Origin of the sequence: Burkholderia ubonensis (genome assembly GCF_001718695.1) — a bacterium.
Lineage (GTDB): Bacteria > Pseudomonadota > Gammaproteobacteria > Burkholderiales > Burkholderiaceae > Burkholderia > Burkholderia ubonensis_B.
Map to the genome: position 1 here is coordinate 2,125,425 of NZ_CP013422.1, position 14,077 is coordinate 2,139,501.

Genomic DNA, 14,077 nt, shown 5'->3' on the forward strand with positions numbered 1-14,077 from the left:
CGACGCGGGATAACGGCCGATCGGTGAGTACCGCGCGCTTCGTCGGACGCGTGACGGCCACACTCGCCGCCGCCGCGGGTGTGCATGACGAGCCGGCATGACCGGCCCGCAGCGTGCAACACGCGTTCATGGTAGCGGCATTCGCCCGATCGTGCGTTGAGCGTGCGACGCCGATGCGCATCGCGCTCGATGAAGATCAAAAGATCGTGCGCGGCGGCGTGGCGGAATCGCTGCTGCAGCGTCGAATTTGCGCGACGCTGCCTTCGTCGATGCGCTTTCCGCGGCACGAACGGCTCGGCGTCGCTGCGGACGCCGGGCTTGCGAAACGCCGATTCCTCGTGCGCGCTGGACGTCCTCGGGCTGCGGCAGAACTTCGCCGCGAGGTCCGATACGGACAGGTCACGCGTTGCGCGACGCGCCGCGGCGCTGCCGCACGGCTTGCGCGAGCACGTCGAGCACCGGCTCCGTCTGCGTCCAGCTCAGGCACGCATCGGTGATCGACACGCCGTACTTCAGCGGCACGCCCGGCTTCAGGTCCTGCCGCCCCGCCTCGAGATGGCTCTCGACCATCACGCCGACGATCCGGTGCTCGCCCTGCGCCAGCTGCCGTGCGAGATCCTGCGCGACGTCAATCTGCCGCTCGTGCGACTTGTTCGAATTCGCATGCGAACAATCGACCATCACCTGCTCGCGCAACCCCGCCGCGCGCAGCACCGCGCAGCTCGCTTCGACATGCGCGGCGTCGTAATTCGGGCCGTTCTTGCCGCCGCGCAGGATCACGTGCGCGTCGTCGTTGCCGCGCGTCTCGAAGATCGCGGCCATGCCCATTTTCGTCATCCCCATGAACGCATGGCTCGCGCGCGCGGCGACGATCGCGTCCGACGCAACCTGCACGCCGCCGTCGGTGCCGTTCTTGAACCCGATCGGGCAGCTCAGGCCCGACGCGAGCTGCCGGTGGCTCTGGCTCTCGGTCGTGCGCGCGCCGATCGCGCCCCACGCGATCAGGTCGGCGATGTACTGCGGGCTCAGCAGGTCGAGGAATTCGGTCGCGGCCGGCAGGCCAAGCGCGTTCACGTCGAGCAGCAGCTGCCGCGCGGCGCGCAGCCCTTCGTTGATGCGGAAGCTGCCGTCGAGCCGCGGATCGTTGATGTAGCCCTTCCAGCCGACCGTCGTGCGCGGCTTCTCGAAATAGACGCGCAACGTGATCAGCAGGTCGTCCTTCAGCGCGTCGGCGGCGATCTTCAGGCGGCGCGCGTAGTCGAGCGCCTGGTCGTGGTCGTGGATCGAGCACGGGCCGACGACGAGCAGCAGCCGGTCGTCGCGGCCGTGCAGGATATCGCCGATCGCCTTGCGGGTGTCCTCGACGAGCGTCTGCGTGGCGGGCGGCACTGGCAGCTCGTCCTGCAGCAGCGCCGGGGAGATCAGCGGACGGACGGCGCCGATGCGGACGTCGTCGATGCGCGTGGTGTCCTGCGTCGCGTCGGCGGTGCCTACCTCGCGATCGTGTGAAGGATTGTCGAGGTTTTTCATGGTGATCTCCGGGGGACTTCGGGTAGAAATGGCAGGCTCGATTATCTCACCCGGCTGTCGCGGCAGCGGCCGGCGCCGGGTCGCACGCCGGCCCGATCCGGCGCGTGCCGTCCGCTTCGCTCAGGACGCGTCGGCCGCCCGATCGACTTCGATCCCCAGTTCGGCGGCCATCCGCTCGACGAGCGCCTGCAGCCGTGCCACCTCATCCGCGAGACGCTTCTGCTCGGCCTTCAGCGCCTCGAACTCGGACGGCGGAACGGAATCGGCCCCGCCTGCATCCTGCGCCGCGAAGTCGCTCACGCTCACCTCGCCGCACATCAGGTGCATCCAGCGGTTCTCCCGCGCGCCGGCCGCGCGCGGCAGCTTCACGACGAGCGGCGGCTCGCGCGTCGCCAGCTCTTCCAGGAACGCCTCGACCGACGAGATGTCCGCGAAGCCGTGCAGGCGCGCGGTGTTCAGGCGCAGCTCCGCGGCGGTCTGCGGGCCGCGCAGCAGCAGGATCGTCAGCAGCGCGATCGCCTGGCTCGGGACGCCGAGCACGCGGTTCATGTTGTGCTCGAAACGCGGCACGCGGCTGCTGCTGCCCTCCATCACGATGCTCAGGTGCTTCAGCCCGTCGATCGCGGTCGTCACCTCGGCCTCGGTGACGTTCATCACCGGCGAGCGCGCGGTCTTCTGGTTGCAGCCCGCCGTCAGCGCATTGAGCGACAGCGGGTACGTATCCGGCACCGTGTGCTGTTTCTCGACCAGCACGCCAAGAATGCGCGCTTCGAGCTGCGTCAGTTCGCGCAGGGCGCGGGGCGTGGGCAGGTCCGGCGTGGTGTTCATGATGGCGTCGCAACGTGCAGCGGGTGAAGGGAATCGGTGGCTCGCCGGTCCGGCGGCGCGGACGGGCGAGCCATATGATAGCTCGCGCGGTGACGCGCGGCGCGCGTGCGGGGCACGGCGCGCCGACTTGCCGCAGCGGGGGCGTGCGGGCGGTATGGCGGGTGGGGGATGGTGGGATGTTCGTTGCTGTGGATTCTGGCTGCGGGCGGCGCCGTGCCCTTGTGCCCTTGTGCCCTTGTGCCCTTGTGCCCTGGCGTCGCTGCGTCTCTGCACTCCGGCGTATTCGCCCTTGCGCCCTTGCGCCCTTGCGCCCTTGCGCCCTTGCGCCCTTGCGCCCTTGCGCCCTTGCGCCCTTGCGCCTTTGCGCCTTTGCGCCTTGCGCCTTGCGCCTTGCGCCTTGCGCCTTTGCGCGTTGGCGTTGGCGTTGGCGTTGGCGTTGGCGTCGGCGTCGGCGTCGGCGTTGGCGTTGGCGTTGGCGCATTGGCGCGTTCGTGCGTTCGTGCGTCGGTGCGTTTGCCCGTTTGCCCGTTTGCCCGTTTGCCCGTTTGCGCGACGCGGACGCCGGCGCTACGATACGCGTCACGCGTCGCGACGCTGCGCGATCCGCTCGCGCATTCGCGCCGGCGCATCGGCGCATCGCCTGCCGTGCCGCCGCGCCTCCGCTCCGCACGTTCGCGCCCCTGTTCGCTCCCTCATCCGCACACTCGCTCACCCCCATGAATGCAACCGCTTGCGCACCCAGCGTGCGCGCCATCGTCACCGGCCACACGCGCGGCCTCGGCGCCGCGCTCGCCGCGCAACTGCTGGCGCGCGGCATCGCCGTGCTCGGCCTGTCGCGCAGCCGCCATCCGTCGCTCGCCGCAACAGCCAGCGATCGCCTTGTCGAGACCGAGCTCGACCTGTCCGACGCCGCGGCCGTGGCGGCCTGGCTCACCGGCGGCGCGCTGCGCAGCTTCGTCGACGGCGCATCCACCGTGCTGCTGTTCAACAACGCCGGCACCGTCGAGCCGATCGGCCCGCTCGACGCGCAGGACCCGGCGGCCATCGCGCGCGCGGTCAGCCTGAACGTCGCGACGCCGCTGATGCTGTCGGCCGCGCTCGTGCAAGCCGCAGCGGCGCCGACCGAATGCCGCGTGCTGCACGTGTCGAGCGGCGCGGCGCGCAACGCGTACGCGGGCTGGAGCATCTACTGCGCGACCAAGGCCGCGCTCGACCATCACGCGCGCGCGGTCGCGCTGGATGCGACGCGCGGGCTGCGCATCTGCAGCGTCGCGCCGGGCGTCGTCGATACCGGCATGCAGGCGACGATCCGCGCGACCAGCGAAGCCGATCGCTTCCCGCAGCGCGAGAAGTTCGACCAGTTGAAAGCGAGCGGCGCGCTCGCGACGCCGGACGCGGCCGCGCGGCAACTGATCGACTACGCGCTCAGCGATGCGTTCGGCGCCGAGCCGACGGCCGACGTCCGCAACCTGCCTGCCGGCTGAGCCGATCACCGTCACGCGCCGGTGAGCGCACGGCAATGGGAGCGGCCGCCGGCCACGACGCGCATCGCCCCAAAAGCATCGCGGCCGGCGTCGCGCCGAAGAAGATGCTGCCGTTCATCGTCCGTCCGCCGCACGATTTCGCCGCGTCGACGTTCCGCGAGCATGACGGCGAGGAATTCCTGTTCGTGCACAAGGGGCGCATCGAGATCGAGTTCCCGAACGAGACGGTGCAGCTCAAGGCGGGCGACTCGGTCTACTTCAACGCGCTGATTCCGCACCGCACGCGAAGCCTCGGCACGACGCAGGCGGAGATTCTGGTCATCGTGAGTCACGAAGACTAGAATCGTCGCTTCTCCACGCCCAAGGATTCCCGATGGTCAAGAAGGCCGCCGCGCCGTTCCAGCAGATCAAGACGCTCGTGCGCCGGAACATCGAATCCGGCGACTGGCGTCCCGGGGATCGCATCCCGTCCGAGCTCGATCTCGCCGCGCAATTCGGCGTCGCGCGCATGACGGTGAACCGCGCGCTGCGCGAGCTGACCGACGAAGGCGCGCTGAAGCGCGTGGCGGGCGTCGGCACCTTCGTCGCCGAGAACAAGCCGCAATCGAACCTGCTGATGATCGCGCACATCCGCGACGAGATCCGCGCGCGCGGCCACGCATACCGCTGCCGCGTGCTCAGCCGCGCAAGCGAGCCGGCATCGTTCGACGTCGCGGCCGCGTTCGGCCTGCCGGTGAACACGCCGGTGTTTCACGTCGTCTGCGTGCACGAGGAGAACGGCCGGCCGATCCAGCTCGAGGATCGCTACGTGAATCCCGCCGCCGCGCCGGGCTTCATCGACCAGGATTTCCAGAGCGAGCCGCCGTCCGAATATCTGTACAACAACGTATCGCATCACGAACTGGAGATCGAGCACGTCGTCGATGCATCGCTGCCGACGCACGAGCAGGCGCAGCTGCTCGACATGCGCACCGGCGAGCCGTGCCTGACGCTCACGCGCCGCACGTGGACCAACGGCCTGCCCGTCACGTTCGTGCACTTCCTGCATCCGGGCAATCGCTACCGGCTCGGCTCGCGCTTCAAGCCGGGCGCCGGCCGACACCAGACCTGAAGCGGTCACCGCGCCGAGCAACTTATGCCTGGCCGCTAACGCGCGGTTTCCGGGGCGTTCAGTGTCGACCGATCCGTCGTATCCCGCTACATCGACGCACCGCGCGCTTCCGCCAGAGGCGGCCGCCGAGCGCGCCCATCCAGCGCACGCGCCAGCGCTGCGTTGAACTGCGTAATGGCGTGCAGCCTCCACATCAATCGCGGTTGCCGACACGCACCGGCCATGTTAAAAATCGCCCACCGATAGTTGAAAATGAAATGCGGCGATCCAAACAAGTGCAGAAATGAATAGACCGCTGTTCGACCTGGACCTGCTGCGCGCGCTCGTGATGGTCGCCGATTGCGGCAGCTTCACGACCGCGTCCGCGCGGCTGCATTCGACCCAGTCGACCGTCAGCCAGAAAGTGCGGCGCCTGGAGGACATCGCCGGGCACCGGCTGCTCGATCGCGGCGCGCGCGACGTGCGCCCGACCGACGCGGGCGTGACCGTGCTCAGCTATGCGCGCCGGATGCTCGCGCTCAACGACGAGATGCTCGAAGCGCTGTCGGGCGCGACCGTCGCGGTGACGATCCGGCTCGGCGTGCCCGACGATTTCGCGGCGGGCAGCACGACGCACGCGCTCGCGGCATTCAAGCGCCGGCATCCGCAGGTCAAGCTCGAAGTCACCTGCGGGCTGAGCCGCGACGTCAGCGCCGCATACGACCGCGGCGACCTCGATCTCGTGCTGATCAAGCAGCGGCGCGACAGCCGCGAAGCGGTCGTGCGCTGGCCGGAGAAGCTGAAGTGGATCGACAGCGCGAAGCATCCGTCGATCGATCTCGACCCGGTGCCGATCGTCGCGTTTCCGCCGCGGGGGCTGTACCGGGACGACATGATCAAGGCGATCGAGGAGCGCGGCCGCCGCTGGCGGATCAGCTTCACGACGTCGAGCCTGAGCGGCATCCAGGCCGCCGTCGCCGACGGGCTCGGCATCAGCGTGCTGCCCGCGCGCGCGGTCACGGCGGAGCACGTCGCGCTGAGCGCGAAGCAGGGCTTCGCGCCGATCGAGAACATGGACATCGCGATCCTGCACCGCCCCACCGCCGATCCGATGGTCAGGGAACTGACGAAAGCGCTGGCGACGATGCTCGAGCACGAGCAGCACTAAGCGCGTGCGGCGGCATTGCGCTCAGAGCAGCACGCCGCCGCGCGCGACGATCTTCCCCGACGACACCACCAGCCGGCGCACGGGCCGCGCGACTACGGCTTCCGCGAACGTCGCCACATCGACGAGCACGACGTCGGCGCGCTTGCCGGCCTCCAGGCCGTAGTCGACGAAGCCGCAGCCGCGCGCGCCGCCGTCGGTCACGCAATCGAGCGCGGTCTCGAGCGCGTCGTCGCGGCGGTAATCGTTGCGCATGGCGATCAGCATCGCGCGCTCGAGCATGTCGGGCGATCCGTACGGCGACCACGTATCGCGTATCCCGTCGTTGCCGCCGACGACGGTCACGCCCGCCGCGCGGCAGGCGGCCAGCGGCGGCACCGCGACCGACGCCGGCGCGGTCGTGACCAGCGCGACGCCGAGCGCGGCCATCCGCGCGAGCAGCGCGTCGCGCGCGCGTTCATCGATCTCGCCGAGGCAGAACCCGTGGCTGATCGTCACCTTCCCCTGCATCCCGAGCGCGGCCGTGCGCTGCAGGATCAGGTCGAGCTTCGGCTCAGCAGCCAGGCCAATGCCCTCGAGGTATGCATGCATGTACGCTTCGAGCGTGTGATGACACGACATCGTGAGCGCCTTGCCGCGTTTTTCGTACAGATGCACCTACAGCCAGCGCTGTTGCACATAGACGTCGTCGACCCGCATCGTGAGCGCTGCGCCGATCTGCGTGAACGAAAACACCATCAACGCGATCCGTGCGCGGTCACGCAGCCCGACCGGCATCCTCACATCGATACTGTCGAGCAGTTACTCCGCTTCAGTCGCGTCGAGCACTGGCATCTTGCCCTGCTTTGTGGTGTAGGTCGGGCCCTTCACCGGCGCGGCGGAATGTACGGTCCATCTTGGCCGGTGACGAGCCCGTCGAACATGTGACAGATCGCTGCCATGCGCTGCTTGACGGTTGCGATCGACGATGCTTTGTGCGCGGGCGAAATCGCACGTTGAATGGCGGATGAGCGCCTCCGATGTGACAACGTCGATCAAACATTGCGTCATATACCACCATCGCCAAATATTCTCCGATCATTTTCTGCCCGCCGATATGGATCACATCCCTTGCACGTGGCAGGTAGCCAATTATTCAAAGACAACTTATTGAGACTGCGGACATCTTTTCTGAGAGACAACACCAGCCCATCGGCCGACGACAACAACCACCCCTCCGTACCGGCATCCGTCAAACCAACTGTACCGGTACCGTACAGAAAACTGTCGCTAGACTGCCTCCATCCCCGCCTCACCGATGGAGAGTCACGCAATGGAATTCCTCACCTTGAGCGCGCTGCCCGCCGGCATGCTGTTCGCGCTCGTCACGTCGATCACGCCCGGCCCGAACAACACGATGCTGCTCGCGTCGGGCGTCAATTTCGGCTTCCGCCGCACGATGCCGCATCTGTTCGGCATCAGTATCGGCGTCGCGATCCTGATGCTGTGCGTCGGCTTCGGTCTCGGCGAGGCGTTCAAGCGCGTCCCCGCGCTGTACACGATCCTCGAGATCGCGAGCGTCGCGTACCTGCTGTATCTCGCGTGGCGGATCGGCACGTCCGGCGAAGTCAGCGCGCACGGCGGCAAGGCGCGGCCGATGACGTTCGTCGAAGCCGCCGCGTTCCAGTGGGTCAATCCGAAGGCATGGATGATGGTGCTAACAGCCGCGACGACGGTCCGGCTGTCAGCCGACTACGGGATGAACGCCGCGTGGATGGCCGTCGTGTTCATCCTGATCGGCTTTCCGTGCATCTGCCTGTGGGCGGCGTTCGGCCAGGGCTTGCGACATTTCCTGTCGAACCCGCGCGCGCTGCGCGTCTTCAACGTCACGATGGCCGTGTTGTTGATTCTGTCCCTGTATCCGCTCGTCGCGCACCTGCTGCCGCAATAAGCGGCAACGAGCGCGCTCGTTGAGATTCACGGCTCGCTGGCGTACGCTTGGATTCCGGGCGTGCAAAACCGCTGCGCCGGTAGAGCCGCTGCTGTCGGGAGACAACGGATGAAACCAACGCTGAGAGCAGGCGAGCACATCGAAGGAATGCACTGGGTCGCCGAATATCACCAGGAGACCCATCACATCCGGATTCTGCGCGAGGACATCGAGGTCGGCACGTATAGCGCGCCGCCGAGCCTGTTCGGCGAGGAGGACGACGTGGGCGCCCCCAACCTCGCCGATCATCGCAGCCGGGATGCCGCGCTGCTCGCGTATCTGCGCAACTTCGTCAAGGAACACGACGCGGAAGAATAGCGGCGCTGCCCGGCGCTACCACCGCTACCACCCGGCAGTGCCCCGGCTTCCTCGATCAATGTCCGAGCGGCTCCGCGTTGCCCGACGACGGCGCAGCCTCATACGGCCGCGCGGTCTGCTTGATCAGCAGCGCGACGCAGGACAGCACGCCTGCAACGGCGATCGTCGCGAACACGCCTGCGAACGTGAAGTGGCGGCGCGTCAGCTCGGCGACGAGAAACGAGCCGGCAATCCCGCCGAAGCGCCCGACGCCGAGCATCCACGCGACGCCGGTGCCGCGCCCCTCGGTCGGATAGAACGCCGCCGCCAGCGCGGGCATCGACGATTGCGCGGTGTTCATCAGCACGCCGGCGACGAACACGATCAGCACGAGCAGCCCGACGTTGCCGACCGCCTGCCCGATCGCATACACGCTGACGGCCGTCAGCGCATAGCACACGGCAATCACGCGGTTCGCATTGAAGCGGTCCATCAGCACGCCGCACAACACGGCGCCGACGCCGCCCAGCGGGAACAGCGCCGAGATCAGCGTTGCGCTTTTCGGGGTCAGGCCGGCCTCCTTCAGCAGGATCGGCATCCAGTTGATCGACGCGTAGAAGATCACGAGGCCCATGAAGTAGGCCAGCCACAGCATCACGGAGCCGACGACGTACGAGCGCGACAGCACGACGCCGATGCCCTTGCTGCCCGTCTGCGGCGCCGTCTCCGTCATCACGAACGAGGCGGCGTTCAGCGCGTCGCGCGAAATGCGCGCCAGCGTCGCGCGGATGCGGTCGACGGGCTGGCTGTTCGCGACCATGAAGCGGACCGATTCCGGCATCTTGACGAGCAGCAGGACGCCGAGCAGCAACGGCGTCACGCCGCCCAGCATCAGCACGCTGCGCCAGCCGAAATGCGGAATCATCCACGCGGCGAGGAAACCGCCGAACGCGGCGCCGAGCGGAAAGCCGCAGAACATCAGGTTGATCACGGTCGCGCGGCGCTTGTCCGGGCAGAACTCGCCCATCATCGTGACGGCGTTCGGCATCGCCGCGCCCAGGCCGACGCCGGTCACGAAACGCAGGACCGTCAGCTGTTCGATGCCCGACGAGAACGCGGAAACGAGACACGCCGCGCCGAACAGGAACACCGAGCCGAGCAGCAGCGCGCGGCGCCCGAGACGGTCGGACAGCGGGCCCGACACGAGCGCGCCGCACGCGAGGCCGAACAGCGCGGCGCTGAGCACGGGCGCGAGATCGGGCTTGGTGAGATGCCATTCGGTCAGCAGCGACGGCGCAATGAAGCCGATCGCGGCGGTGTCGAAACCGTCCAGCAGGACGATCACGAAACACATGAGGAAGACGAGCCACTGAAAGCCGCCGAACGGCTGCTCGTTGATGAAGGTCTGTACGTTGACGACCGGGGTGCGATTCATCGCCTGTCTCCTGATATATAAGCGGCGCGGCTCATCGGCCGCGCCCTCCTTTGTTTGCGCACCGGATTCGATGCGCTGCGTGCCGATGCACTGTCGGCACGTTTGTTGTCAGCCCGTTCATGCGGGCTTCGTCGTCGGCGTCCGGCAGGCCGTCAACCCGCCCCGTCCTGCTCCTTGAAGATCCTGTCCGCGAGATGGAACGCCGAGTTCGCCGCCGGCACGCCGCAGTAGATCGCGGTCTGCAGCAGCACTTCCTTGATCTCGTCGCGCGTCACGCCGTTGTTGCGCGCCGCGCGCAGATGCAGCGCAAGTTCCTCGCCGCGGTTCAGCGCGACCATCATCGCGATCGTCAGCAGGCTGCGCGTGTGGCGCGGCAGCCCGTCGCGCGTCCAGATCTCACCCCATGCATAGCGCGTGATCAGGTTCTGGAATTCCTCGGTTACCTCGGTGCGGCTCTCGATCGAACGGTCGACGTGCGCGTCGCCGAGCACCGCGCGGCGCACCGTCATCCCCGCTTCGTAACGTTGCTGGTCATCCATCGCGGGCTCCTCAGGCAGTCAGGAAATCGAGCAGCGCGCGGTTGAAGCCGTCCGTGCACTCGATGTTCGAGATGTGCGCGGCGTCGAATTCGACGTGCTTCGCGCCGGGAATCGCGGCCGCGAGCGCGCGGCCCTGGTCGGGCGGCGTCGACAGGTCATGCGTGCCCGTCACGACGAGCACCGGCAGCGCGATGCCCTTCACTTCGTCGCGCAGGTCGGCTGCGTTCAGCGCGTCGCAGTTCGCCGCATAGCCGTCCTTGTCGGTATGCACGAACGTGTCGCGGATCGCGTCGATCAGGCGCGGCTCGCGCTCGACGAACGCATTCGTGAACCAGCGCGGCAGCACCGCGTCGGCAAGCGCGGCCATCCCTTCGGTGCGCGCCTTCTGCGCGCGCGGCGCCCACACTTCCGGCGAGCCGATCTTCGCGGCGGTGTTCGCGAGCACCGCGCGGCCGATTCGCGACGGGAAGCGCGCGGCGAGCGCCGCGCCCGTCAGGCCGCCCATCGAGATCCCGCAGAAGTGCGCGCGGGCGATGCCGACGTGATCGAGCAGGCCGATCACGTCGCCCGCGAGCTGGTCGATCGTGTACGAGCCGGCCGGGGCGGCCGAATGGCCGTGGCCGCGCGTGTCGTAGCGCAGGATGTTGAAGTGCTGCGCGAGCGGGCGGATCTGCGGCGCCCACATCTGCAGGTCGGCGCCGAGCGAGTTCGAGAAGACGAGCCACGGCGCGTCGTCGCGCGCGGCGCGATCGATCCGGTAATGCAGTTGCACGCCGTTGACAGTGGCGAAAGGCAAGGGTTCTCCTTGAGGGTTCGGGCCCGCATACGCGGCGAGCACGGCATCGACATAGGCATGCGCCTCGCCGACGTAATGGGCGGGATCGAGCAGGCTTTTGCGAGCGCGTCGCGCGACAGATGGGCGGACACGGCAGGATCGGCGGCGAGCACGTCGAACAGCGTCGCGCCGGTGCGCACCGCTTCCTTCGACGCGTGCTCGACGAGATGGTGCGCATCGAGCCGGCCGATCCGGTCGCCGAGCGCGAGCATCACCGCCTCGCCGAGAATCAGGCCGCGCGTCAGGTCGAGGTTGGCGGCGAGGCGTTCGGTATTGACGTCGAGACCCGCGACGATCTGTGCGATCTGCGCGAGCGCGCCGCCGGTCAGGCGCGCGAGGTCGGGCAGCGCGTCCCATTCGGCCTGCCAGCCGCCGAGCGCGCGCTCGTGCTCCTGGACCATCCCCGCGAACACCGTCGCGACGAGGCCCGGCGCGCGCACCGCGGCGGTCAGCACCGCCGCGCAGCCGACCGGGTTGCGCTTGTGCGGCATCGTCGACGAGCCGCCCTTGCCGGCCGCGGCCGGTTCGCCGAGCTCGCCGACTTCGGTCTGCATCTGCAACGACACGTCGCGCGCGATCTTGCCGAGCGTGCCGATGAGCATGCCGAAGCATGCGGCCGCCTCGGCGATGCGGTCGCGCTGCGTGTGCCACGGCACGGCCGGCAACGCGAGGTCCAGATCATCTGCAAGGGCCGCCGTTACGCCGCGCGCATGCTCGCGCAAGCTCGCGAGCGTGCCCGCCGCGCCGCCGAACTGCAGCACCAGCGCACGCGCGCGCAATTCGGCGAAGCGCGCGCGATGGCGCAGCAGCGCGTCGAGCCATTGCGCGAATTTCAGGCCGAGCGTGATCGGCAGCGCCTGCTGCAGCCACGTGCGGCCGATCATCGGCGTCGCGCGATGCCGGTGCGCGTGTTCCGCCAGCGACGCACAAGCCGCGTCGAGCATCGGTTCGAGCATGTCGAGCGTGTCGCGCAATTGCAAGACGGTCGCGGTATCGATGATGTCCTGGCTCGTCGCGCCCCAATGCACGAACTTCGCGGCTTCGGGATCGTCGGCCTTCACGCGCGCGGTCAGTTGCTTGACGAGCGGAATCGCGAGGTTGCCGCCGAGCGCGGCGTCGCGCGCGAGCGCGTCGGCGTCGAGCTGGTCGGCTTGGCATGCGCGCTCGATCGGCGCGACGGCGGCGGCGGGAATCACCTGGCGCACGGCGAGCGCGCGCGCGAGCGCCGCCTCGACGTCGAGCATGCGCTGGACGGTCGCACGGGGCGACCAGATCCGGTTGAGCGGCTCGGTGCCGCAGATGAGGGAGGTCAGGCGGGCGCTGTCTTCGAGCATGGCGTCAGGGATGGGAAGCGGCGTGCGCCTATTGTCCACCGAAGCACGCCGGCGTGCGCTTGAGTGCACATGCCGGCTGCTTCGGGTTCAGGCCGCAGCCTTCTGCGTCGCGTCGATCAGCGGCACGCCGGTCAGCTTCTGCAGCTCGTCGAACGACAGATCGGTGAAGATCTCCGTCACCGCGAGGCCGTCGCGCGTCACGTCGAGCACGGCGAGGTCCGTATAGACGCGGCTCACGCAGTTGATGCCCGTGACCGGATACGAGCATTGCGCGACGATCTTGCTCTCGCCCTGCTTCGTCAGGTGCTCCATCATCACGAACACCTGCTTCGCGCCGATCGCGAGGTCCATCGCTCCGCCGACGGCCGGAATCGCATCGGGCGCGCCGGTGTGCCAGTTCGCGAGGTCGCCCGTCGCGGACACCTGGAACGCGCCGAGCACGCAATAGTCGAGATGGCCGCCGCGCATCATCGCGAACGAATCGGCGTGGTGGAAATACGCGCCGCCCGTGAGCAGCGTCACGTGCTGCTTGCCCGCGTTGATCAGCTCGTCGTCTTCGTCGCCGGGCGCGGGCGCCGGGCCCATGCCGAGCAGGCCGTTCTCGCTGTGCAGGAAGATTTCCTTGTTCGGATCGAGGTGGTTGCCCACCAGCGTCGGCACGCCGATGCCGAGGTTCACGTACGCGCCTTCGGGAATGTCCTGGGCGACGCGCTTGGCCATTTCATCGCGGGTCAGTCGTTTCATGTCGGTTTTCCTCGAGTCAGGCAGCTTGGGACACCACGGCGCGTTCGGCAGCCAGCTCGGCCGCATGCGCGGCCTGCGGCACCTCGACGATTCGCTGCACGAAAATGCCCGGCGTCACGATGTGCTCCGGGTTCAGCCCGCCGAGCTGCACGACTTCCGACACCTGGACGATCGACACCTTCGCCGCGCTGGCCATGATCGGCCCGAAGTTGCGCGCGGTCTTGCGGTATACGAGGTTGCCCCAGCGGTCGCCCTTGTACGCCTTCACGAGCGCGAAATCCGCGTGGATCGGCTTCTCGAGCACGTAGAGCCTGCCGTCGATCTCGCGCGTTTCCTTGCCTTCGGCAAGCTTCGTGCCGTAGCCGGTCGGCGTGAAGAAGCCGCCGATGCCCGCGCCCGCCGCGCGGATGCGCTCGGCGAGGTTGCCCTGCGGCACCAGCTCGAGCTCGATCTCGCCCGCGCGGTACAGCGCGTCGAACACCTGCGAATCGCTCTGGCGCGGGAACGAGCAGATGATCTTGCGCACCCGCTTCGCCTTCAGCAGCGCCGCGAGGCCGGTTTCGCCGTTGCCCGCGTTGTTGTTGACGATCGTCAGATCGCGCGCGCCTTGCTCGATCAGCGCGTCGATCAGCTCGGACGGCATGCCGGCCGTGCCGAAGCCGCCGATCATGATCGTCGCGCCGTCGTGAACGTCGGCGACCGCCGACTGAAGCGATTCGAAAATCTTGTTGACCATGTCTCTTCCTGATACGTACCCGCGGCACGAGGCGCGGCCTGTCGAGGGGACACGCGCGTCTCGCGTGCCGCGCCGGGCCCGTGTCCGGGCC

At 68.3% G+C, this 14,077-nt stretch carries 12 protein-coding genes and 3 pseudogenes; 6 read left to right on the forward strand and 9 right to left on the reverse strand.

What is annotated here, in order from left to right; all coding sequences use genetic code 11:
* Window positions 1-399: 399 nt before the first annotated feature.
* Both WJ35_RS28970 and WJ35_RS28975 read right to left on the reverse strand, forming a co-directional pair.
* A complete protein-coding gene (locus tag WJ35_RS28970) occupies window positions 400-1,530 on the reverse strand; it encodes a 3-deoxy-7-phosphoheptulonate synthase (protein WP_069240562.1) in 1,131 nt (376 codons plus the stop codon).
* 120 nt (window positions 1,531-1,650) lie between these two features.
* Window positions 1,651-2,358, reverse strand: coding sequence for a YceH family protein (locus tag WJ35_RS28975; RefSeq protein WP_069240563.1), 708 nt, complete (start codon window positions 2,356-2,358; stop codon window positions 1,651-1,653).
* A gap of 716 nt (window positions 2,359-3,074) precedes the next feature.
* On the opposite strand from WJ35_RS28975, the gene WJ35_RS28980 reads away from it, so the two are divergent.
* The 4 genes and pseudogenes from WJ35_RS28980 to WJ35_RS28995 all read left to right on the forward strand — a co-directional run bounded on the left by WJ35_RS28980 (window position 3,075) and on the right by WJ35_RS28995 (window position 6,100).
* Entirely contained in the window at window positions 3,075-3,842 is a 768-nt protein-coding gene (locus WJ35_RS28980) for an SDR family oxidoreductase (RefSeq protein ID WP_069240564.1), read from the forward strand.
* A gap of 11 nt (window positions 3,843-3,853) precedes the next feature.
* Window positions 3,854-4,183 (forward strand): annotated as a pseudogene (locus tag WJ35_RS28985) (cupin domain-containing protein); the annotation flags it as partial.
* Window positions 4,184-4,215: 32 nt separating this feature from the next.
* Window positions 4,216-4,953 carry a histidine utilization repressor gene (gene hutC / locus WJ35_RS28990; RefSeq protein ID WP_069240566.1) on the forward strand — a complete coding sequence of 246 codons (738 nt, stop codon included), beginning with the start codon at window positions 4,216-4,218 and terminating at the stop codon, window positions 4,951-4,953.
* Between the two features lie 283 nt (window positions 4,954-5,236).
* Window positions 5,237-6,100, forward strand: coding sequence for a LysR family transcriptional regulator (locus tag WJ35_RS28995; RefSeq protein ID WP_069240567.1), 864 nt, complete (start codon window positions 5,237-5,239; stop codon window positions 6,098-6,100).
* Between the two features lie 21 nt (window positions 6,101-6,121).
* Here WJ35_RS28995 and WJ35_RS29000 read toward each other — a convergent pair.
* A pseudogene (locus WJ35_RS29000) lies at window positions 6,122-6,742 on the reverse strand (amidohydrolase family protein); the annotation flags it as partial.
* A gap of 667 nt (window positions 6,743-7,409) precedes the next feature.
* Here WJ35_RS29000 and WJ35_RS29005 point away from each other — a divergent pair.
* Together WJ35_RS29005 and WJ35_RS29010 are read left to right on the forward strand one after the other, a co-directional pair.
* On the forward strand, window positions 7,410-8,027 hold the full coding sequence (locus WJ35_RS29005; protein WP_060232953.1) for a LysE family translocator: 618 nt from the start codon (window positions 7,410-7,412) through the stop codon (window positions 8,025-8,027).
* Window positions 8,028-8,135: 108 nt separating this feature from the next.
* Window positions 8,136-8,384 (forward strand): hypothetical protein, encoded by a 249-nt coding sequence (locus tag WJ35_RS29010; protein WP_010093371.1) that lies wholly within the window; start codon window positions 8,136-8,138, stop codon window positions 8,382-8,384.
* 55 nt (window positions 8,385-8,439) lie between these two features.
* On the opposite strand, the gene WJ35_RS29015 is transcribed toward WJ35_RS29010, so the two are convergent.
* The 6 genes and pseudogenes from WJ35_RS29015 to WJ35_RS29040 form a co-directional block, all read right to left on the reverse strand.
* Window positions 8,440-9,798 carry an MFS transporter gene (locus WJ35_RS29015; protein WP_059613626.1) on the reverse strand — a complete coding sequence of 453 codons (1,359 nt, stop codon included), beginning with the start codon at window positions 9,796-9,798 and terminating at the stop codon, window positions 8,440-8,442.
* Window positions 9,799-9,950: 152 nt separating this feature from the next.
* The gene (gene pcaC, locus WJ35_RS29020; RefSeq protein ID WP_060232954.1) at window positions 9,951-10,337 is read right to left on the reverse strand and encodes a 4-carboxymuconolactone decarboxylase; all 387 of its coding nucleotides are present in this window, start codon (window positions 10,335-10,337) and stop codon (window positions 9,951-9,953) included.
* A 10-nt stretch (window positions 10,338-10,347) separates the two neighbouring features.
* On the reverse strand, window positions 10,348-11,133 hold the full coding sequence (gene pcaD / locus WJ35_RS29025) for a 3-oxoadipate enol-lactonase (RefSeq protein WP_060232956.1): 786 nt from the start codon (window positions 11,131-11,133) through the stop codon (window positions 10,348-10,350).
* A gap of 21 nt (window positions 11,134-11,154) precedes the next feature.
* Window positions 11,155-12,506 (reverse strand): annotated as a pseudogene (locus WJ35_RS29030) (3-carboxy-cis,cis-muconate cycloisomerase); the annotation flags it as partial.
* An 87-nt stretch (window positions 12,507-12,593) separates the two neighbouring features.
* Window positions 12,594-13,250, reverse strand: a complete 657-nt coding sequence (locus WJ35_RS29035) for a 3-oxoacid CoA-transferase subunit B (protein WP_010093360.1) — start codon at window positions 13,248-13,250, stop codon at window positions 12,594-12,596.
* Window positions 13,251-13,266: 16 nt separating this feature from the next.
* On the reverse strand, window positions 13,267-13,986 hold the full coding sequence (locus WJ35_RS29040; RefSeq protein ID WP_069240568.1) for a 3-oxoacid CoA-transferase subunit A: 720 nt from the start codon (window positions 13,984-13,986) through the stop codon (window positions 13,267-13,269).
* Window positions 13,987-14,077: the final 91 nt, after the last annotated feature.

Bases quoted from the DNA above. Each gene is read 5' to 3' on its own strand.
- WJ35_RS28970 (WP_069240562.1), bottom strand. From the start codon at position 1,530: ATGAAAAACCTCGACAATCCTTCACACGATCGCGAGGTAGGCACCGCC.
- WJ35_RS28975 (WP_069240563.1), bottom strand. From the start codon at position 2,358: ATGAACACCACGCCGGACCTGCCCACGCCCCGCGCCCTGCGCGAACTG.
- WJ35_RS28980 (WP_069240564.1), top strand. From the start codon at position 3,075: ATGAATGCAACCGCTTGCGCACCCAGCGTGCGCGCCATCGTCACCGGC.
- hutC (WP_069240566.1), top strand. From the start codon at position 4,216: ATGGTCAAGAAGGCCGCCGCGCCGTTCCAGCAGATCAAGACGCTCGTG.
- WJ35_RS28995 (WP_069240567.1), top strand. From the start codon at position 5,237: ATGAATAGACCGCTGTTCGACCTGGACCTGCTGCGCGCGCTCGTGATG.
- WJ35_RS29005 (WP_060232953.1), top strand. From the start codon at position 7,410: ATGGAATTCCTCACCTTGAGCGCGCTGCCCGCCGGCATGCTGTTCGCG.
- WJ35_RS29010 (WP_010093371.1), top strand. From the start codon at position 8,136: ATGAAACCAACGCTGAGAGCAGGCGAGCACATCGAAGGAATGCACTGG.
- WJ35_RS29015 (WP_059613626.1), bottom strand. From the start codon at position 9,798: ATGAATCGCACCCCGGTCGTCAACGTACAGACCTTCATCAACGAGCAG.
- pcaC (WP_060232954.1), bottom strand. From the start codon at position 10,337: ATGGATGACCAGCAACGTTACGAAGCGGGGATGACGGTGCGCCGCGCG.
- WJ35_RS29035 (WP_010093360.1), bottom strand. From the start codon at position 13,250: ATGAAACGACTGACCCGCGATGAAATGGCCAAGCGCGTCGCCCAGGAC.
- WJ35_RS29040 (WP_069240568.1), bottom strand. From the start codon at position 13,986: ATGGTCAACAAGATTTTCGAATCGCTTCAGTCGGCGGTCGCCGACGTT.